The organism is Pseudomonas sp. MF08817, assembly GCF_059862705.1.
In genome coordinates this window covers 60117-80528 of the sequence record NZ_JCBCUY010000027.1, presented here as the reverse complement: position 1 = coordinate 80528, position 20412 = coordinate 60117, and the positions used below count along the sequence as shown (strand labels likewise).

The 20412-nt window shown below is 63.4% G+C and carries 17 protein-coding genes; 8 read left to right on the top strand and 9 right to left on the bottom strand.

All coding sequences use genetic code 11. The features are described 5' to 3' along the window. The first annotated feature begins 17 nt into the window (after positions 1 to 17). A complete protein-coding gene (locus AC19YR_RS17550) occupies positions 18 to 5864 on the top strand; it encodes an immunoglobulin-like domain-containing protein (protein ID WP_500599439.1) in 5847 nt (1948 codons plus the stop codon). Positions 5865 to 6013: 149 nt separating this feature from the next. Continuing rightward, positions 6014 to 6352: a tryptophan synthase subunit beta gene (locus AC19YR_RS17545; protein ID WP_095110086.1), complete on the top strand. Its 339-nt coding sequence runs from the start codon at positions 6014 to 6016 to the stop codon at positions 6350 to 6352. Positions 6353 to 6481: 129 nt separating this feature from the next. On the opposite strand, the gene pdxY is transcribed toward AC19YR_RS17545, so the two are convergent. After that, entirely contained in the window at positions 6482 to 7354 is an 873-nt protein-coding gene (pdxY, locus tag AC19YR_RS17540) for a pyridoxal kinase PdxY (RefSeq protein WP_095110088.1), read from the bottom strand. A gap of 114 nt (positions 7355 to 7468) precedes the next feature. On the opposite strand from pdxY, the gene AC19YR_RS17535 reads away from it, so the two are divergent. Next, on the top strand, positions 7469 to 7864 hold the full coding sequence (locus tag AC19YR_RS17535) for a DUF3301 domain-containing protein (protein WP_095110090.1): 396 nt from the start codon (positions 7469 to 7471) through the stop codon (positions 7862 to 7864). Between the two features lies 1 nt (position 7865). Here AC19YR_RS17535 and blaOXA read toward each other — a convergent pair whose 3' ends face one another. The 3 genes from blaOXA to zigA are packed head-to-tail and all read right to left on the bottom strand — an operon-like array spanning position 7866 to position 10952. Further along, complete coding sequence (gene blaOXA / locus AC19YR_RS17530; RefSeq protein ID WP_095110092.1) at positions 7866 to 8672, bottom strand: class D beta-lactamase; 807 nt, start codon at positions 8670 to 8672, stop codon at positions 7866 to 7868. Between the two features lie 54 nt (positions 8673 to 8726). Beyond that, the gene (locus AC19YR_RS17525) at positions 8727 to 9698 is read right to left on the bottom strand and encodes a CobW-like GTP-binding protein (protein WP_095110358.1); all 972 of its coding nucleotides are present in this window, start codon (positions 9696 to 9698) and stop codon (positions 8727 to 8729) included. A gap of 54 nt (positions 9699 to 9752) precedes the next feature. Then, positions 9753 to 10952 (bottom strand): zinc metallochaperone GTPase ZigA, encoded by a 1200-nt coding sequence (gene zigA, locus AC19YR_RS17520; protein WP_500599436.1) that lies wholly within the window; start codon positions 10950 to 10952, stop codon positions 9753 to 9755. Positions 10953 to 11111: 159 nt separating this feature from the next. Between zigA and folE2 the strand changes: the two genes are divergently transcribed. From folE2 to AC19YR_RS17500, 4 genes are read left to right on the top strand one after another with little or no spacing between them, the layout of a single operon-like run. Then, positions 11112 to 12008, top strand: a complete 897-nt coding sequence (folE2, locus tag AC19YR_RS17515; protein WP_500599434.1) for a GTP cyclohydrolase FolE2 — start codon at positions 11112 to 11114, stop codon at positions 12006 to 12008. Then, positions 12005 to 12565, top strand: a complete 561-nt coding sequence (locus AC19YR_RS17510; protein ID WP_095110098.1) for a gamma carbonic anhydrase family protein — start codon at positions 12005 to 12007, stop codon at positions 12563 to 12565. Before folE2 ends, AC19YR_RS17510 begins: the two co-directional genes overlap by 4 nt. A gap of 2 nt (positions 12566 to 12567) precedes the next feature. Continuing rightward, a complete protein-coding gene (locus AC19YR_RS17505; protein WP_500599432.1) occupies positions 12568 to 13905 on the top strand; it encodes a dihydroorotase in 1338 nt (445 codons plus the stop codon). 39 nt (positions 13906 to 13944) lie between these two features. Next, entirely contained in the window at positions 13945 to 14970 is a 1026-nt protein-coding gene (locus AC19YR_RS17500) for a His/Gly/Thr/Pro-type tRNA ligase C-terminal domain-containing protein (RefSeq protein WP_095110101.1), read from the top strand. A 39-nt stretch (positions 14971 to 15009) separates the two neighbouring features. Here AC19YR_RS17500 and AC19YR_RS17495 read toward each other — a convergent pair whose 3' ends face one another. Further along, entirely contained in the window at positions 15010 to 15531 is a 522-nt protein-coding gene (locus AC19YR_RS17495) for a DUF3617 domain-containing protein (protein ID WP_500599430.1), read from the bottom strand. 131 nt (positions 15532 to 15662) lie between these two features. Between AC19YR_RS17495 and cls the strand changes: the two genes are divergently transcribed. After that, positions 15663 to 17102: a cardiolipin synthase gene (gene cls / locus AC19YR_RS17490; protein WP_500599429.1), complete on the top strand. Its 1440-nt coding sequence runs from the start codon at positions 15663 to 15665 to the stop codon at positions 17100 to 17102. On the opposite strand, the gene cfaB is transcribed toward cls, so the two are convergent. From cfaB to bufA2, 4 genes are all read right to left on the bottom strand, one after another. Next, positions 17099 to 18283 carry a C17 cyclopropane fatty acid synthase CfaB gene (gene cfaB, locus AC19YR_RS17485; protein ID WP_095110106.1) on the bottom strand — a complete coding sequence of 395 codons (1185 nt, stop codon included), beginning with the start codon at positions 18281 to 18283 and terminating at the stop codon, positions 17099 to 17101. The genes cls and cfaB overlap by 4 nt on opposite strands. Before the next feature lie 88 nt (positions 18284 to 18371). After that, the gene (locus tag AC19YR_RS17480) at positions 18372 to 19157 is read right to left on the bottom strand and encodes an HvfC/BufC family peptide modification chaperone (RefSeq protein WP_500599428.1); all 786 of its coding nucleotides are present in this window, start codon (positions 19155 to 19157) and stop codon (positions 18372 to 18374) included. Beyond that, positions 19148 to 19993: an MNIO family bufferin maturase gene (bufB, locus tag AC19YR_RS17475; protein WP_500599427.1), complete on the bottom strand. Its 846-nt coding sequence runs from the start codon at positions 19991 to 19993 to the stop codon at positions 19148 to 19150. Before bufB ends, AC19YR_RS17480 begins: the two co-directional genes overlap by 10 nt. A gap of 68 nt (positions 19994 to 20061) precedes the next feature. Then, positions 20062 to 20316 (bottom strand): BufA2 family periplasmic bufferin-type metallophore, encoded by a 255-nt coding sequence (gene bufA2 / locus AC19YR_RS17470; RefSeq protein ID WP_095110111.1) that lies wholly within the window; start codon positions 20314 to 20316, stop codon positions 20062 to 20064. Positions 20317 to 20412: the final 96 nt, after the last annotated feature.

The following is a 20412-nucleotide window of genomic DNA, read 5'->3' as shown; positions in this document are numbered from 1 at the left end:
AAGGCGACAAGGTCACCGTGAGCATCGCGGGCGACGGTCCTGTGTTCGAGAACCAGGTCCAGAAATTCACCGTTTCGGTCAGCCAAAAACTCGACCATGACCTCACCGTGACCCTGAAAAACGGCGCAGTCGTGGTTATCAAGGCTGGCGAGTTGAGCGTTCCTTACGAGCGCGCTGCTCAAGGCGATGACGTCTACAAAGACGGCGAAACCGTGCCAATGGGCATCGACACCGCCACCGTGGACGGCAAATCCTTCGAGAACCTGGTGATCGGCGGTGATGCCTCGGTAGTCGTGAACGACACCGAAACCGAAGTGGTCGCCACCCTGACCGTGGACAAAACCACCGTCACCGAAGGCGGCGACGTGACTTACACCGTCACGCTGACCAACAAAGCCGGCCTGCCGATGGAGAGCCATGGTCCACTGACCTTCACCCTCAGCGACGGCACCAAAATTAACGTTAAGGCCGGCGAAACCACCGGTACTGCCGTGGTTCAAACCACCAACGACGTGTTCACTGGCGGCCAACCTTCGCTGGTGAACAAACTCGTCGGTGTTGATGGCGCAGACGATTTCGAGAAACTGACCCTCGATCCGAAAGAACACACCACTACCGTTACCGATCAGCCGACCGGCGAAGGTGACAAGGTGACTGTTTCGATCACTGGCGATGGTCCGGTCTTCGAGAACCAAGCACAGAAATTCACCGTTTCGGTCAGCCAAAAACTCGACCATGACCTCACCGTGACCCTGAAAAACGGCGCAGTCGTGGTTATCAAGGCTGGCGAACTGAGCGTTCCTTACGAGCGTGCCGCGCAAGGCGATGACGTCTATAAAGACGGCGAAACCGTACCGATGGGCATCCAGACCGCCACCGTTGCCGGCAAGTCCTTCGAGAACCTGGTGATCGGCAACGACACCTCGGTGAAGGTCAACGACACCGAAACCGAAGTCACTGCCAAGCTCACCGTGGACAATTCCTCGGTAGCCGAAGGTGGCGCAGTCACCTACACCGTGACCCTGACCAACGCCGCCGGCATGCCGATGGCTAACCACGGCCCGCTGGAGTTCAAGCTCACCGACGGCACCATCGTGCGCATCCCGGCCAACGGCACCAGCGGCAGCGCTACTGTCTATGCCAAGGATGACGTGTTCACCGGCGGCCAACAGCCGATGGTCAACAAGCTGGAAACCGTTACTGGTGAGGGCGCGGATCGCTTCGAGAAACTGACCCTCGATCAAGCCACCAAAACCACCACGGTCACTGATGAACCGACCGGCCAGGGTGACAAGGTCACCGTCAGCATCGCGGGCGATGGCCCTGTGTTTGAAAACCAGGCACAGAAATTCACCGTCAGCGTCAGCCAGAAACTGGATTACGACCTCACCGTGACCCTGAAAAACGGCGCAGTCGTGGTTATCAAGGCTGGCGAGTTGAGCGTTCCGTACGAGCGTGCCGCGCAAGGCGATGACGTCTATAAAGACGGCGAAACCGTACCGATGGGCATCCAGACCGCCACCGTTGCCGGCAAGTCCTTCGAAAACCTGGTGATCGGCAACGACACCTCGGTGAAGGTCAACGACACCGAAACCGAAGTCACTGCCAAGCTCACCGTGGACAAGTCCTCGGTAGCCGAAGGTGGCGCAGTCACCTACACCGTGACTCTGACCAACGCCGCCGGCATGCCGATGGCTAACCACGGCCCGCTGGAGTTCAAGCTCACCGACGGCACCATCGTGCGCATCCCGGCCAACGGCACCAGCGGCAGCGCTACTGTCTATGCCAAGGATGACGTGTTCACCGGCGGCCAACAGCCGATGGTCAACAAGCTGGAAACCGTCACTGGTGAGGGCGCGGATCGCTTCGAGAAACTGACCCTCGATCAAGCCACCAAAACCACCACGGTCACTGATGAACCGACCGGCCAGGGTGACAAGGTCACCGTCAGCATCACGGGCGATGGCCCTGTGTTTGAAAACCAGGCACAGAAATTCACCGTCAGCGTCAGCCAGAAGCTGGATTACGACCTCACCGTGACCCTGAAAAACGGCGCAGTCGTGGTTATCAAGGCTGGCGAGTTGAGCGTTCCGTACGAACGTGCCGCGCAAGGCGATGACGTCTACAAAGACGGCGAAACCGTACCGATGGGCATCCAGACCGCCACCGTTGCCGGCAAGTCCTTCGAGAACCTGGTGATCGGCAACGACACCTCGGTGAAGGTTAACGACACCGAAACCGAAGTCACTGCCAAGCTCACCGTGGACAAGTCCTCGGTAGCCGAAGGTGGCGCAGTCACCTACACCGTGACCCTGACCAACGCCGCCGGCATGCCGATGGCTAACCACGGCCCGCTGGAGTTCAAGCTCACCGACGGCACCATCGTGCGTATCCCGGCCAACGGCACCACGGGCTCAACCACGGTTACTGCCAAGGATGATGTCTACACCGGTGGCCAAGCGCCGATGGTCAACAAACTGGAAACCGTTACTGGCGAGGGCGCCGATCGCTTCGAGAAACTGACCCTCGACCAAGCCACCAAAACTACCACGGTCACCGATGAACCAGCCGGCCAGGGTGACCTGGTGACTGTCGGCATCTCCGGCGACACGTCGGTGGTTGAAGGCGGCACCGCCCATTACACCTTGACCCTGAGCGACAAGCCGCTGGCCGATGTCACGGTGACCCTGCGCTACAGCGGCACCGCGATCGATGGCACCGACTTCACCGGTGTGGTGACCGTCAAGATCCCGGCCAACAGCACCAGCGTCGGGTTCAACGTGGCGACCATCGATGACAAGCTCGTCGAGGGTTCCGAGAACTTCAAGGTCACCATCGACTCGGTCAGTGGCGGCAAGTTCGAGAACATCGGCATCGACGCGGGCAAGTCTTTTGTCGATACCGTCATCATCGACAACGACCACGCGCCTGTGGCCGTCGGTGGCCAGGTGACTGGCGTGGAAGACACCACGCTGACGCTCAAGTGGGGTGATTTCCAGGTCAGCGATGTCGATGGCGACAGCCCGCTGAGCATCACCATCACCGACCTGAACAACGCCGCCGGCAAGCTCACGCTCAACGGCGTGGCGGTCAGCGCAGGCCAGACCATCACCCAGGCGGATATCGCCGCGGGCAAGCTCAAGTTCACTCCGTCCGCGAACCAATCGGGTGCCGATGGCTACGGCGGCACCGGCGTGGGCAACAAGCAGGCCGACTACGCGCAGATCAAGTACAAGCCAAACGATGGCTTCAACCTGGGCAACGAAGTGACCCTCAAGGTCGACATCACGCCGCAGGCTGACGCCCCGACGCTGAACATCACCGGCAACAACGTGGCCTCCATCGGCCTGACCAAGGAAGTCTGGACCGGCCTCGCCGGCCTGGGCACCAACGGCAACGGCGCGCCTTCGGACACCCTCAAGTCGGTGATCGACGCCGCGGGCAAACCCAACAGCAGCACCCTGGTGACCAACGTGCAGTCCAGCGCCGATGTGGCGGCGGGCACCGCGTCGAAAACCTCGGGCCTGATCTTCCTGGAAGCGGGCAAGACCTACACCTTCTCCGGCACCGGCGACGACAGCCTGTTGGTGACCATTGGCGGGCAGAAAGTCGCCAGCGCCCTGTGGGGCAACGGCGGCGCGCTGACCGGCGAGTTCAAGCCAACCACCAGCGGCTACTACACCCTGGACGTCTACCACCATAACCAGAGCGGCGCGGGCAGCTATGACGTGAACCTGTCGATCAACGGCAGCACGCCGGTCGACTTGGGCAAGGCCAACCTGCCGATGTACCCGACGGTCACTGACCTGGTGAACGCCGGCGTGTCGGTTTCTGACCTGCACGGTGCCAATGGCGAGGGTTACTACGAGGGCTACAAACTCAACGAAGGCGCGGAAAACGGCCAGGTGAAGATCTCCCCGATCACCACCGCGCTGACCGACACCGACGGCTCCGAAAGCCTGAGCGTGAAAATCAGCGGCTTCCCCAAAGGCATGGTGCTCAGCGATGACGCCGGCCATACCTTCACCGTGGGCGACTCCGGCGAAGCCAACGTCACCGGTTGGAACCTGGGCGGCCTGACCCTGACGCCACCGCCGTACTACAACGGCAAGTTCGACCTGACCGTGACCTCGACCTCCACCGAGTCCCTCGGCGGTTCGGCCGTGAGCACCGGGACGATTCCGGTCACCGTGCACCCGGCGGTGTACAACCCGGTCATCGGCACCACCAACGACGACACCATCCCCGGCACCGATGGCAACGACATCATCGTCGCCGACATCGGTGGCCTGAACGTGGTGCAAGGCAAGAACTACAACATCGCGTTCATCATGGACACCTCGGGCAGCATGGACGACTCCATCGCCGCCGCCAAAACGTCCATGACCAACATGTTCAAGACCTTGCAGGACAGCCTGGGCAGCAGCACCTCGGGGACGGTGAACATCTTCCTGACCACCTTCTCCGACCAGGTCAATTCCAGCATCGCGATCAACCTGAAGGACCCACTGGCCCTGAGCAAACTGGGCGACATCATCAAGGGCATGTACGCCAACGGCGGCACGAACTATGAAGATGCGTTCAAGACCACGGCCAACTTCTTCCAAAGCACCATGGCCAAGGGCAACGCGGGTGCGGAAAACCTGACCTACTTCATCACCGACGGTAAGCCGACGTTCTACCAAACCGGCGAATCGCCCAACCCTATCGTGGCCGACTCCTACAGCGGCACCGATATGCGTCTGGACGACTATCTGAACGTGAACAACTACAAGTTGGGTGACACCGCCTACATCAACCTGGGCGGCACCAACTACGTGCTGGTCACCAGCAGCGGCAAGGTCAACAGCTACTCCCAGGACTGGAGAGGCAACTGGTACAAGGACAGCGGCAACCTGGGCACCATCCGCGCCCAGGGCGATGGCACCTATGAAATCTCGCGCCAGGCAGGCGCGGGCAGCAGCACCGACTACTGGACCGGTCAAGATTCGGCCAGCAGCTTCCTGTTGCTCAAAGGCTTGTCCACCGTCGAGGCGATTGGCCTGAACAACAGCATCAAGCCCGGTGACCTGAGCCCGTTCGACAGCGATAACAAACCGCAAACCAACATCAACCCGAACGACCTGGCCAACGCCATCCTCGGCCACACCGAGGCCACCCTGCCGGGTGCCGACAAGGTCAGTGGCGGCGATGGCAATGACATCATCTTCGGCGACCTGGTGAGCTTCGGCGGCATCTCCGGCGAGGGTTACCAGGCGATGCAGGCGTATGTCGCGCAGAAGTCCGGGGTGGACGTCAGCAAAGTCAGCGCCAGCAATGTGCACCAGTACGTCACCGAGCATTACAACGAGTTCGACGTCTCTGGCGCCCATGACGGCGCAGACAACCTGCTGGGTGGTGCCGGCAACGACATCCTGTTCGGCCAGGGCGGCAACGACTACCTGGACGGTGGCAAAGGCAACGACATCCTGCTCGGCGGCACGGGCAACGACACACTGATCGGCGGCCAGGGCAATGACATCCTGATCGGCGGTTCGGGTGCCGATACCTTCGTCTGGCGCGCGGGTGACACCGGCAACGATGTCATCAAGGACTTCAAGGCCGGTGAAGGTGACCGTATCGACCTGCGCGACCTGTTGCAGGGCGAAAGCGGCAGCACCATCGACAACTTCCTCAAGATCACCACCGTGGAAGGCGTCTCCACCCTGCAGGTCAGTTCCGAAGGCAAGCTCAATGATGCCGGCGGCATGGCCAACGCGGATGTGACGATCAAACTGGAAGGCAACAACTGGTCTAACGTGAACCTCAACTCACTGATTTCCGGTAACGACCCGACCATCAAGATCGACCACAACAACAACTGATCGAGCCCCTGCGGCCGCCCACCCGGGCGGTCGCCGGCTTCGCTCGCCGCGTCACGTCCGTGACGATCGGCGCTTTGCACCGCATACTCGCGTCCAGTTGGCCTATGCTGCTGACAGCACGACGCTGGTCCATACATGAGGGATGCTCAATGTTCTACGTGCAACGCGATGCTCAAGGGCAGTTGATCCGCGTGGAAGCCACCGCCTATGCCGAGGCGACGGAAACCCTGCCGGCCGACAACCACGAAATCCAGGACTGGTACGCCAACGAAGCCGTGGAAGTCAGCCTCAAGCAACTCAAACAGAGCGACCTGGACATGATCCGGGTACTCGACGACTTGATTCAGGTGCTGACCAGCAAGGGGGTGATTCGCGTCACCGACCTGCCGCCGGCGGCGCAGGCCAAATTGATGGACCGCACCCAGGCGCGGGAAGCCTTGGGTGGCCTGGGTGGCCTGATTAATGACGATGAAGCCGGGCTGATCTGACGGCCGCTACTGCATTGCAACACAACCCCTGTGGGAGCGAGCCTGCTCGCGATGCCTGTATCACCGCCAAACGTGGCGGGCCGATACACCGCTATCGCGAGCAGGCTCGCTCCCACTGTTTTTTGCGCGTTACAAACTGATCGCCGTCGCCTCGAACCGCACACGCGGATGGGCGATGCGGTCCTGGGCCCGTACCAACTCCAGCTCATAGCTGGCGCAGGCCTGGGTTTCCAGCAGCACTTCATGCACCGCCGCCGCGGTGAACTCGAACGCCGCCAGCAAGCTGTCGCCCAGCAGCACCCGGGCGAGGAACAGCCCGGAGGTCAAATCCCCCACCCCCACCGGTTGGCGCGGAAACGCCAGCAGCGGCCGGCGCAGGTGCCAGTTGCCGTCGGCCGTCACCAGCAGCATTTCAAAACCGTCCGCGACCTTGCCCGGATAATCCAGATGCTTGACCAGCACCGCTTTAGGCCCGCGCGCCAACAGCGAGCGCGCCATCGCCAGGCAATCGAACAACGACTGCGGCTTGCGCCCGCAAAAGCTGTCCAGCTCCAGTTGGTTGGGGCACAGAAAATCGGCCATGGCCACCGCCTCTTCCAAGAGGAAATCGCTGACCTCGGCGGGCACGATGCAGCCCTTTTCCGGGTGGCCCATCACCGGGTCGCACAGGTACAACGCCTTGGGGTTGATCGCCTTGATCCGCGCCACGCCCGTGAGGATCGCCCGCCCCTGGGCCGCACTGCCCAGGTAGCCCGACAGCACTGCGTCGCAATGGCCCAATTCGCCAATGGCGGCGATGCCCTCCACCAGCGCGGGGATCTGCTGCGGCGCCAAAACTTCGCCCGCCCACTGGCCGTATTGGGTGTGGTTGGAGAACTGCACGGTGTTGAGCGGCCAGACATTCACCCCAACCCGCTGCATCGGGAACACCGCGGCACTGTTGCCGGCGTGGCCGAAGACTACGTGGGACTGGATAGCGAGCAAATGGGGCGTACGTTTCATGGGTAACTTCCGTAAACCGGTGACATTCAAGCCGCGCAGTATGCGACTAAACACAGCCTGTACGACAGAGCGCGCAGGCAGTTAAGCTGGCGGCAACTTGTTGGAGCGAACCACATGCTGACCCTGGGAAATATCTTCGTGCTGATGCTGCTGGCCACCGGCGGCGCCTGGCTGTGGCACAACCACGGCTTGCGCGAGCGCGCACTGGAGCGGGTCAAGCAGCATTGCGCCAAGCTCGACATCGAGCTGCTGGACGGCAACGTCGCCCTCAAGCGCATCGGCATCGTCAAGGACGCCAATGGCCGGCGGCGCCTGGCGCGCATCTACACCTTCGAGTTCACCGTCACCGGTGAAGCCCGCCACAACGGCACCATCACCCAATTTGGCGCCCACAGCGCGCACATCGAACTGGCGCCCTACCCGATCGTGGTCAAGGAACCGCCGCCGCCCAGCGCCGACGTCATCGAGCTGAGCCAGTGGCGCCAGGAACACACCAAGTGGCGCCAGTGACTCAAGGCGCCAGCAGCCCCAGGGCCTTGAGGCTGGCCTTGCCCACCGCCACACGCTTGGGCGCGTCGGCCATGCCGTTGGGCATGTCGATGTTCAGCGCAAAGCTGTAGACCTTGCCGCCCTGCTCCACCCAGCCCACCCACCAGCCCAGGCCCGGCGTGTAGCGGGTGTTCCACCCGGTCTTGCCGTACAGCGTCCAACCCGGGCCTTTTTCCAACTCAGTGATTTCACGCACGCTGGCCTGCGCCTCGGCCGGGAACGGCAATTGCCCCTGGGCCAACGCCGCCAAAAAGCGCGCCTGCTCCACGGCGCTGATCTGCAGCGGCCCATCGAGCCAAAAGGTGTCGACGCGGGTGCCAACCTCACCATTGCCATACCCCAATGCCCGCACACCCGCCTGCATGCGCGCCAGGCCTATGCGCCGGGCCAGTTCCTTGTACACCGCCAGGTTGGAGATTTTGATGGCCTCGCGCAGGCCCATGTCCTGCTCCCAACTCTTGATGAATTGCGGCTGGCCGCCGTAGGGCAGCACCTCGTCAACACTGCTCACCGCGCCGCTGGCCAGGCCGATCAGGCTGTTGGGGATCTTGAAGGTCGAGGCCGGGTAATACCGCGTGGCGGCGCGCTCGGCATCGACGCCGGTGAAGGTGGCGGCGCTGACGTCGTACAGCACGAACGTGCCCTTGACCTTGGCCGCCGCGAAAATCCCCGCCACTGCCGGGCTGGATTTGAACTCCAGCGCCTGCACGGACGTGGTGAACAACGCGGCAAGGATCAACAGCCCGCTTGCTACAAAAGACTTCGCCATGGGCAATCCTCAAAAATACGCAGAGGCGCACCTTACTCCAACCCTGGCGGGCGCTTAAAGCGGACCTAGCCGAATGGCCACCAGGGCACGAGTCAGCGCGACCGTATCTTGCTCCCGATCGAAAATCAGCTCGATGCGCGAGTCCTGGCGCCATTCGCTGGGCTGCCATGCCAGGTTTTCGCGGTCCAGTGCATTGGCCGACCTCCACCCCTGCGGGCTGTGGACAATCAACTTGGCCCGCCGCCACGCAAGCCCCGCCAACCAGGCGTCCAGCCCAGCGCAGTCAAATACCTGGCTCGGGTGCCAGCGCCAGCCAATGCTCCAGCCACCCTCCTGTTGCTGGCTGAGGCAGATCGGCACGTCCACAGCGCGCCAGATCGCCGGGAGCTGCGCCAGCCCTTGGGGCACCGCGAAATGTGCCAGGGGCGCGCCCGCCGTCGCCTGCCCACCGGGAAGCTCACTCAAGGCCAACGCCGCTTGGCGGGTCCAGCGCAGCGGTACAGAGGGCAATTGGCTGGCAATGCGCTGGCGATCAGCCTCCAGCAAGCCTTCGTCCTTGTTCAACACCAGCAACCCGGCGCTGCCCAGCGCTTGTTGCTGGGCGTCGGGCAGGGGTTTGCCGCGGGCCAACGCCTGGGCATCGAGCACCAGCACGCACGGCTGCACCGCCAACACGCCCTGCCACGGCGCCTCACGCAACTGGCGCAACAACTGCGCTGGGTGGCCCAGGCCCGAAGGCTCGATAAACAAGCGGTCCGGCCGTGCCTTACGCAGCAAGCGGCCCAGCCCCACCTGGAACGGCGCACCGTTCACACAGCACAAACAGCCCCCGGCGACTTCCCCCAGGGCCACGCCATCCTCATCCCGGGTCAGCAGGGCCGCGTCCAGGCCGATCTGGCCAAACTCGTTGATGAGCACCGCCCAGCGTTCATGGGCCGGGCGCTGGGCCATCAAGTGCCGGATCAGGCTGGTTTTGCCGGCGCCCAAAGGCCCGGCAATCACGTGGGTGGGAATGTTCTGCAGCATGGCGTGCAACTGTCTGCGCAACGGGAAGGGAGCCGATGCTACGCCCATCACGCCTCAGGCGTCGAACCAGGGGCCAAAGGGGTCGGGCAGTGACCGCCAACCCTCAACGCCCAGGGCCATTTCAGCGTCATTGAGCAGGCAGTCATCCAACTCGGCATTGAGCCGGGCAAAATCGATGTGCTGGCCGATAAACACCAACTCCTGGCGGCAATCGCCGGTTTCGGGCAACCAATTGGTCATGATCGCCGCCGTGCTTTCGGCGTCCTCGGGCCACTGCTCGCGCGGTACAAAACGCCACCAGCTACCGGCAAAGCCATGGCGCATCAAACCGCCAGCCTGGGACCAACTCGCCGCATCCTCGGGCTTGCTGGCCAGCCAGAAGAACCCCTTGGAGCGCAGCAATTTGCCATTGAGCCAGGGGCCCTCGATCAAGTCGTAGAAGCGCTGCGGATGGAACGGCCGCCGCGCCCGATAAACGCTGGAGGCAATGCCGTACTCCTCGGTTTCCGGCACGTGCTCGCCGCGCAGCTCCTTGAGCCACCCCGGCGCCAGGGCCGCGCGCTCAAAATCGAAACGCCCGGTGTCGAGGATTTTCCCCAACGCTACCGCGCCCATGACCATGGGCAGAATCTCGGCGTGGGTGTTGAGCCGGCGCAAAATCGCCATCAATTCCTCACGCTCATTCTGGCCAATCAGGTCGATCTTGCTGATGAGAATCACATCGGCGAACTCGACCTGCTCGATCAGCAGGTCGGTGATGGAGCGTTCGTCATCTTCCCCCAGGGTTTCGCCTCGGGAGGCGAGGCTGTCGGCGGCCTGGTAGTCCAGCAGGAAATTCAGGCCATCGACCACCGTAACCATGGTGTCCAGGCGCGCCAGATCCGCCAGGCTCTGGCCCTGTTCGTCGCGGAAGGTGAAGGTTTCCGCCACCGGCAGCGGCTCGGCGATGCCGGTGGATTCGATCAATAAATAATCAAACCGCCCCTCGCGGGCCAGTTTGCTGACCTCTTCGAGCAGGTCTTCACGCAGGGTGCAGCAAATGCAACCGTTGCTCATCTCCACGAGTTTTTCTTCGGCGCGGTTCAGGCTGACATCGCGCTGGACTTCGCTGCCATCGATGTTGATCTCGCTCATATCGTTGACGATCACCGCCACCCGCAGGTTGTCGCGGTTGCGCAGCACATGGTTGAGCAGCGTGCTCTTGCCGGCGCCGAGAAAGCCGGACAGCACGGTAACGGGGAGGCGGTGGGGCATGGGGGTGTTCCTCATCGGGGCGGCCGGTCGGCGTACAGGGATGACACGTGCGCGGCGCAGGAAAAGCTAAACGTTACTTCATAACAGTAAGAAATTTTCCACCGAATGGAAAGTTATAATGTAACATTCGCAAATTCCCGCCACGACGGACCTCCCCCCATGAACGCGCTGACTCTGCCGGATATCGCCGCGCAGGCCTCACGCCAAGCCTTGCCACTGGACTGGGTAGGCATGTGCGGCATTGCCCTTCCCGTGGTGTTCGATGGCCAGCGCATCAGCGCCAGGGCCGACGCGGGCGTGAGCCTGGACGACGGCCAAGCGCGAGGCATTCACATGTCGCGCCTGTACCTGGCCCTGGAAATGCTCGAACAGCAAACCCTTTCCCCCGCGCTGTTGCGTGAAGTTTTGCAGCGGTTTCTCGATAGCCACGCCGGTTTATCCAACGCCGCGTCTTTGCGCATTCACCTCGACTTACTGCTCAAACGGCCCGCACTGGTCAGCCCCTTGGCCGGTTGGAAAACCTACCCGGTGGTCATCGAAGCGCGGCTAGAAAACGCAATGTTCCACGTGGAACTAAAAATCGACGTGGTCTACTCCTCCACTTGCCCCTGTTCGGCGGCGTTGTCGCGGCAGTTGATCCAGCAGCAGTTCGTCGACGACTTCGCGCAAAAGCCCCTGCACCACGCCGATGTTCTCGCGTGGCTCGGCTCCACCCAGGGCATTCTCGCCACGCCCCACAGCCAGCGCAGCACCGCCCGTTTGCACCTGCGCCTGGGCGATTACCTCGACGGCCTGCCGCTGATCGCCCTTATCAACGACGCCGAAGCCGCCCTCGGCACCGCGGTGCAAACCGCAGTGAAACGCGCCGACGAGCAAGCCTTCGCCCTGGCCAACGGGCAAAACCTGATGTTCTGCGAAGACGCCGCGCGGCGCCTGCACTTGGCGCTGAAGCGCTCGCCCGGGGTCAACGGTTTTCGCCTGCGGGTAACCCACGCCGAAAGCCTGCACGCCCACGACGCCGTGGCCGAAAGCCGCTGGAATTGGGGGGCGGCATGATCCGCAAAAACCCGTCCGGCGATTTGCCGGTGATTGCCGAATCCGCCTACGTGGACAAGACCGCGATCATCTGCGGCAAAGTGGTGATCGGCGAAAACGTCTTCGTCGGCCCCTACGCCGTGATCCGCGCCGACGAAGTGGACGCCCAAGGCGCCATGGACCCGATCACCATCGGCGCCAACTCCAACATCCAGGACGGCGTGGTGATCCACTCTAAATCCGGCGCGGCGGTGACCATCGGCCAGTTCACCTCTATCGCCCACCGCTCCATCGTTCACGGCCCGTGCTCGGTGGGCGACCGGGTGTTCATCGGTTTCAACAGCGTGCTGTTCAACTGCGCCGTGGCCGACGGCTGCGTGGTGCGGCACAACTCGGTGGTCGATGGCCGCGACCTGCCACCGGACTTCTACGTGCCCTCCACCACCCGCATCGGGCCCAATACCGACCTCTCGCAGTTCGCACCGGTCAGCGTCAGCGCCTCGGAGTTCTCCGAAGACGTGGCGCGCACCAACGTCGATCTGGTGCGCGGCTACAAAGCCCTGCAGAACGAGTTTTGACCATGGCCAGCGTGCTGATCCGCAACGCCAGATTGGTCAACGAGGGCTGCGAATTCGACGCCGACTTGTGGGTGGATCACGGCCGCATCGTGAAAATCGCCCGCAGCATCAGCGGCGCAAACGCCCAGGTAGAAATCGACGCCCAGGGCCAATGGCTGCTACCGGGGATGATCGACGACCAGGTGCACTTTCGCGAACCGGGCGCGCCCGACAAAGGCAGCTTCTACAGCGAGTCGCGGGCCGCCGTGGCCGGGGGCATCACCAGCTACATGGACATGCCCAACACCGCGCCCGCCACCCTGAGCCTGGCCGCCCTGGACGACAAAAAGCGCCGCGCCGCCCTGCACTCGGTGGCCAACTACGGTTTCCACTTTGGTGTCAGCCACGACAACCTCGACACCGTGGCCGCCCTCGACCCGTGCACGGTGGCCGGGGTGAAGGTGTTCATGGGCGCCTCCACCGGGCAGATGCTGGTGGACGACCCCCAAGTGCTGGAGCGCCTATTCGCCAACGTGCCCACTGTGCTGCTGGCCCACTGCGAGCACACGCCGAGCATCCAGGCCAACGAGGCGAACCTGCGGGCGCTGTTCGGCGAGCGCCTTCCGGCCGCCGCGCACCCGTTGGTCCGCAACGCTGAGGCGTGCTTTCGCTCCTCGTCCCTGGCGGTGGACCTGGCCAAGCGCCACGGCACCCGGTTGCACGTGCTGCACCTGACCACCGCCCGCGAGCTGGCGCTGTTCGAGGACAAACCCCTGGCCCACAAACGCATCACCGCGGAGGTGTGCCTGCATCATTTGCTGTTCGACGACCGCGACTACCCGCGCCTGGGCAACCTCATCAAATGCAACCCAGCGATCAAAAGCCTCGCCGACCGCGATGCCCTGCGCCAGGCACTGCTCAGTGATCGCCTCGATGTGATCGGCAGCGACCACGCGCCCCACACTTGGGCGCAGAAGCAACTACCCTATTTTGATGCGCCGGCCGGGCTACCCTTGGTACAACACGCCCTGCCCGCGCTGCTGGAATTGGTGGCCGATGGCCTGTTGCCGCTGACCACACTCGTCGCCAAAACCAGCCACCGCGTGGCGGATCTGTTTCGGATTCCCGATCGCGGTTACCTGCGTGAAGGCTACTGGGCCGACCTGGTACTGATCCGGGCCGAGCCCACACCCGTGGCGGTGGCCGACCAGCCGATCCTTGCCCAGTGCGGCTGGACGCCTTTCGCCGGGCGAACGTTTCGCCATCGCGTGGCCACCACGCTGGTAAGCGGGCAAATTGCCTGGCATGACAACCGAATCCATGACGGCTGTCAGGGTTTGCCTTTGCGGTTCATGGGTTAAATCCGTTCTACCGACCACCGTTACCGAGCGCCTTAGACCATGATCCGCATCACCCTGCCAGACGGCTCCTTGTGTGAATACGATCAGCCCCTTTCCGTGTTTGAGGTGGCGGCCAGCATCAGCCTGCCCCTGGCCCGCGCAGCGGTGGCCGGGCGGGTGGACGGCGTGCAAGTGCACAGTGCATTCATGATCGAGGGCGACGCCCGCGTCAGCATCATCACCCCACGCGAGCCCGAGGGGCTGGAGATCCTGCGCCACTCCTGCGCGCTGCTGCTGGCCATGGCCGTCAAGCAGCTGTACCCGCACGCACGCTTGCGTGCCGGGGCGGTGCTGGGGGATGGGTTTTCCTATGAATTCGCCTGCGACCAGGCCCTGGACGACGCCGCGCTGACCGCCCTGCAAGCGCGCATGCAGGCCCTGGCGGCCACCAACCACGCCTTTCGCCGCGAACCGACAAGCCGCGAGCAGGCCTTGGCGTTGTTCCGCCAGCGCCGTGAGCCGTACTTCGTGGAGCAACTGCACGCCCTGGCGGATGACGCACAGGTGACGCTGTATCGGCTCGTCGATTTCATCGCCCCCCACCCCGGCCCGCTGATTCCATCGAGTACGATCCTGCAAGCCTTCAGCCTCACCCACCTGCGCAGCCTGCATTCGGCCAGCGGCGTACTGCACCGCATCTACGGCACTTGCTGGCCGTCGCCGGCGGAACTGCACACCTGGAGCCGCCCGCCGCTAGCCGTGGTGCTGAGCATCAACGAGGACCAAGCCGAGTACGCCCAAGGGATAGTCGAGGCCCTGCGCCGCGCCGGCATCCAGGCCAAGGGCGACCTGCGCGACGAGAACATCAGCCACAAACTGCGCGAACACCGTGCCCTGCACGTGCCCTACCTGCTGGTGGTGGGCGAAAAGGAGCAGAGCGCCGGGTTCGTCAGCGTGCGCAGCCACGAGGGCGAAGATTTGGGGCGCATGAGTGTGGAGGGCTTTGTGCAGCGGCTCGCAGGCGGGGGCGGCCGCGCGCGAGTGTGCGGCGCGCCTGAACCGCTGTGTCGCGCGGAGGATTTTTAGGGCTGCTGCGCAACCCCGGCTGCCCCACGGCGGCGAACATCAGGCGCGGGGTTTGACCGCCCCGCATTCCTGCCCCAACCAAACGGCGCGGGTGTCGAGGCTGCCTTTTTGCTGTTGGCCGACAGCGTTGAAGGTGCCGCTGACTTTAGTGGTGAACTCCCGGTCGCTGAGGAAATGCGCCACGCCCGTGCCCTGGGCCTTGGGGCAACTGAAGCGGAACTTCCACTGCTGGCCGTTACGCTCGGTCACTTGCTGCTGGCAGCCCGATTGCGGGTCTTGCAGCGGAATGCTGTCGGTTTTTACCTGCTCAGGGGTCAGGCACACGCGGATGCCTTTGCCGCCCATGGTGATGCCCTGCTTCTCCAGCATCGCCTGCTGCTCGGGGGTCATCTGGTTCTTTAATTGGCCAAGGATCAACTGCAAATCCGGCAGGTTCTGGTCGTCGACCTTCATATTGCTGGAGGTCAACTCCCACAAACCTGGTTGCAGCATCTGCGCCTGGGCGGCGACAGGAAGCGACACGCCAACAGCCATGGCCAAACCCAGCAGACGAACGTTCATCGCATGACTCCTAGAAGATAGTGGCCGTTAGACGCCGGCCACGGGCTTAGGTTGCACGGCCAATTAAATAGCGACATCGGCCGTGGAACATGGTCTGTTAGGCATTGAATCTTCAGGAGCAAGGTTGCCCCATGGATTACTTCGGCCCGCATGTGTTCGGCTATCTGATCGCGATCATTCACCTTCTGGGGATGATCGCCGCGATCCACGCCGTGTTGACCGTCAGGACCGCCCAAGGCGCCATTGCCTGGGCCATGTCGCTGTTGTTCATTCCCTATTTCACCCTGGTGCCCTACCTGATTTTCGGCCGCAGCACCTTCGACGCCTACATCAAGGCGCGGCGCCAGGCCAACACCGAAATGCACAAAGCCATCATCGCCCTGAACTGGCGCCCCTGGATCGAAGAAGCCCTCGCCGCCCGTGCCTCGAACGCCTACGCCTCGCTGCGGGCGATGCCCAAGCTTGGGCGTATGCCGTGCCTGGCGAACAACCAGGTGCGCCTGCTCATCAATGGCGAGGCGACCTTCGCGGCGATTTTCGAGGCCATCGGCCAGGCCCGCGAAGCGGTGTTGATCCAGTTTTTCATCATCCACGACGACCGCCTCGGCCGGCGCCTGCAAGCCCTGCTCCGGAAAAAAGCCGCCGAGGGCGTCGCGGTGTACCTGCTCTACGACCGCATCGGCAGCCATTCCCTGCCCCACGCCTATGTGCAGCCGCTGCGCGATGCCGGGGTGCAAGTCAAAGCCTTCGCCACCCGCAGCGGTTGGCTCAACCGCTTCCAGGTCAACTTTCGCAACCACCGCAAAATTGTGGTGGTCGACGGCGTGCTGGGTTTTGTCGGCGGCCACAACGTGGGGGATGAGTACCTGGGGCAAAAACCGCCCCTGGCACCCTGGCGCGACACCCACGTGCAGGTCAGCGGCCCGGTGGTGGCGTGCCTGCAAGAGTCGTTCGCCGAAGACTGGTTCTGGGCCGCGCGGCAACTGCCGCCGCTGATCCTGCCCCAGGCCTACCCGGATGACGGCGTGCTCTGCCAGGTGCTGGCCAGCGGCCCAGCGGATGACTTTGAAACCTGCTCGCTGTTTTTCGTGGAAGCCATCCACGCCGCCACCACGCGGGTGTGGATCACCAGCCCCTACTTCATCCCCGATGAAGCGGTGTTCGCGGCGCTGCGCCTGGCCGTGCTGCGCGGCGTCGATGTGCGCCTGCTACTGCCGTCGCGCCCGGATCACCGGGTGGTGTACGCGGCCTCCAGCCTGTTCGCCTTTGAAGCGGTGCGCGCCGGGGTGCGGGTGTTCCGCTACCTGCCGGGGTTCCTGCACCAGAAAGTGGTGCTGGTGGACGACGAAATCAGCGCCATCGGCAGCGCCAACCTGGACAACCGTTCGTTTCGCCTGAACTTTGAAGTGATGCTGCTAACCGTCGACCCGGCGTTCGCCAGCGAGGTGGAACACATGCTCAACGAGGACTTCGCCCAGGCCCGGGAAATCGCCAAGGAAGAAAGCCGGGAAACCCACCGCCTACAACAACTGGGCATGCGGGTCGCCCGGCTGATTTCGCCGATTCTCTAGCGGTAGATGTCGTCGCGGGTCCACGGCAATTCATGGCTGCCGTCGGCGTGGGGTTTGACGGCGAGGATCTGGTGCAGGTTGATCCAGCCCTTGGCGAAGGCATAGGCGCACCCGGCCAGGTACAGGCGCCAAATACGCAGCGCCTGTTCCGGCACTTGCCGGGTGGCGGCTTCCAGGTTGTCTTCCAGGCGTTCGCTCCAGTGGTCCAGGGTGCGTGCGTAGTGCAGGCGCAGGCTTTCAACGTCAACGATTTCCAGCCCCGCCTCGCTGATTTCGGCGCTTATCATCGCCAGGTGCGGCAGCTCACCATTGGGGAATACGTAGCGCTCGATGAACTCACCCGCGCCCCGCCCTACTGGCCGGCCGTCGGTGTGTTTGGCGGTGATGCCGTGGTTCATCACCAACCCGCCCTCGCGCACCGCGCCGAACAAAGTGCGGCAGTACTGCGCCAGGTTGGCGTGGCCGACGTGCTCGAACATGCCAACACTGACCACTTTGTCGAAGCGACCGTCCTGGGGCAGGTCGCGGTAATCGAGCAGCTTGAGTTCGACCTGGCCTTGCAGGCCTTCGGCCGCCACCCGTTCTTGGGCCATGCTCAGTTGCTCTTTGCTCAGGGTGATGCCGAACACCTGGGCGCCGAATTCCCGCGCGGCGAACCGCGCCAACCCGCCCCAACCGCAGCCTACGTCCAGCAGGTAATCGCCCGGTTGCAGGCGCAGCTTGCGGCACAGGTGGCGGAACTTGGCCTGTTGGGCTTGCTCCAGGCTTTCGCTGCCGGTTTCAAAGTAGGCGCAGGAGTAGGCCATGTCGCTGTCCAGCCACAGCTGATAGAAGGCGTTGGACAGGTCGTAGTGATAGGAAATGGCCGCCGCGTCGGTGGCCTTGTCGTGGTGGCTGCGCACGGGTTGGCCATGTTCGTCTTCGGCCACCAGGGCCTGGCTCCACTCGTCGCAAACGCGGATCACCTCATTGATCGAGCCTTCGAGTTCCAGCTTGCCTTCGACGAACGCGGCCCCGAGCAGGTCCAGGCTGGGGTGGTTGAATTGGGTCACCAACTGCGGGTCCTTGACCACGATAGTGACGCTGGGCTCCGGGCCCAGGTTGAATTCGTGGCCATCCCAGAGCCTAAGGCGCAGCGGTAACTGCAGATTCTGCAAGGCCGGCGGTAGTTGCGCGAGCATGGCAAACCTCCCTTGTGTCAGACACCTGAAAAATGAGGGTAGACCATCCGGAAAAAACAGCGGCTCACGAACTGGCCGCAAAACCGGGTCAGACCCTGCGTTGCAGCAGGCCATCGTGCACCCACTGCTTGAGCCACGTTGCCGCTTGCAGCGGGGCCTCCTCGCTATAGGTGACTGCCAATTCGCAGCACAGTTCGGAAAAACTCCAGCGCCCCTCGACCATCGCACAAAAGGCCCGCGCCTCAGGCCCGGCAAGGCTGCGGTACTGGCAGTGGCGCTCGGCGCGCCACACCAGGCAGGTCTCGGCGGTGGGCAAACGATGGCTGCCGGGAAACTCGGTTTGCGCCTTCACCGCTTGCCACAAGGCGAGGCTGTTGTAGTGGCATTCAAGCAGTTGCACGCTGGGGTGGCGCTGTACCCGCAGGCCCGGCCATTCGACGGACGGCAGGCGCGCCATCTGTTCCAGGGTCAAGGGCATGCCGTTGTGGGCATCAAAGGCCAGGGTGAAAGCCCATTCCAGTTGCGCCAACTCTGCCAGCGGCGCGCCCTGCTCGGGCACCAGGTGGCGGCTGATGAATTGTGCGAACCCCCGGCCCAGCCAGCGCAGGCTGAAGTGCGCCGACGGCGACTGGCGCACGTAGGCCAGGGCCAGTTGATCGAACTCTTCGTCCCCCAGCCAATGGTGAACGGTCGGATAGTCGCCGCGCAGCACCTCCAGCAACCGCGCCTGGTAGGCGTTGTGATAGATCGCCAGCCCCCGGCTCACGTCCAGGCTCGGGCCGCCGATCAGGCTGGCGCCCAGCGACGGGTCGGCCGTTGGCGATTGGCCCAGTAGGTAATCTTCGAAAACTTGTTGCCATTCATTCAGGCGCATAGCGACCTCCCGGCCAAGGCCGCTTGCCCCAGTTCACGGGCGGTTTGCAGTTCGGCCAGCAACTCGTTGAAGGGCGGGAAATGGTCGTCGCGCTCCAGCAACGTGGCCACCGGCCCCAGGTGCGCAAGGGTGCGTTGATAGAGCGCCCACACCGGGTCGCTGACCGGCGCGTCGTGGGTGTCGATCACGTAGTCGCCATAGTCGCTATGACCGGCCAGGTGCAGTTGGCGGATGCGGTGGGCCGGCAGGGCCTGGATAAACGCCCAAGGGTCAAACCCATGGTTGCGGGAGCTGACGTAGACGTTGTTGACGTCCAGCAGCAGCTCACAGCCACTGAGGTCACTGAGGGCGGCGAGAAACGCCCACTCGCTGAACTCGTCGGCGCCTGCACGCACATAGCTGGAAACGTTCTCCAGCACCAAGGGCCGCTGCAACATGTCCTGCACCTGGCGCACCCGCGCGGCGACGTAGTGCAGGCTTTCTTCGGTGTAGGGCAGCGGCAGCAGGTCATGCAATTGGTGCGCGTCGCCACGGCTCCAGCACAGGTGATCGGAAACCCAGGCCGGCCGCACGCGCTCGGCCAGGTGCTGGAGGCGATCGAGGTAATCGCGGTCCAGGGCATGGGGCCCGCCAATGGACAAGGACACACCGTGCATCACCACGGGGTAGCGCTCGACGATGGCGTCCAGGTAGTACAAGGCCTTGCCACCCTGGACCATGTAGTTTTCGGAGACGATCTCGAACCAGTCCACCGGCGGCGATTGCTCCAGTATCTGCGCGTAGTAGGCACTGCGCAGGCCCAGACCGTAGCCCGGACCTAGAAGGGAAACAGACATGGGGGGAATTCCTTGAATAAAAAAGGCGCAGGGGCGGATTCGCCGCTGCGCCACCACCGAGGTGTGGGTTACTCGCCGACTTTGCCACCGGCTGCGTCGCACTCTGCCTTGGTCATGCTCTTGAAGCCCTGGCCTTTGCAAGCTGCCTGGCCTTTGCAGGAGATGTCGCCGGTCTTGCAGTCGTTCATGCCTTTGCAGGAGGTCACACCGTAGCAATGCACCTTGGCGTCGTCAGCAGCCTGAGCTTGGGTGGCGACACCGGCAAATAGCGTGGCAGCAGCGAAGGCGAGAGCGGCGCCAGTAGCGGTGGTTTTGATGGTCATGGGGTGAATCCTCGATAAGACGTTGGGAAATCGACCGAACCCAATGTTCGGTTGCGACAGAGCTCTAGAGAGAAGCCCTATCCGCCCGTTACAGGC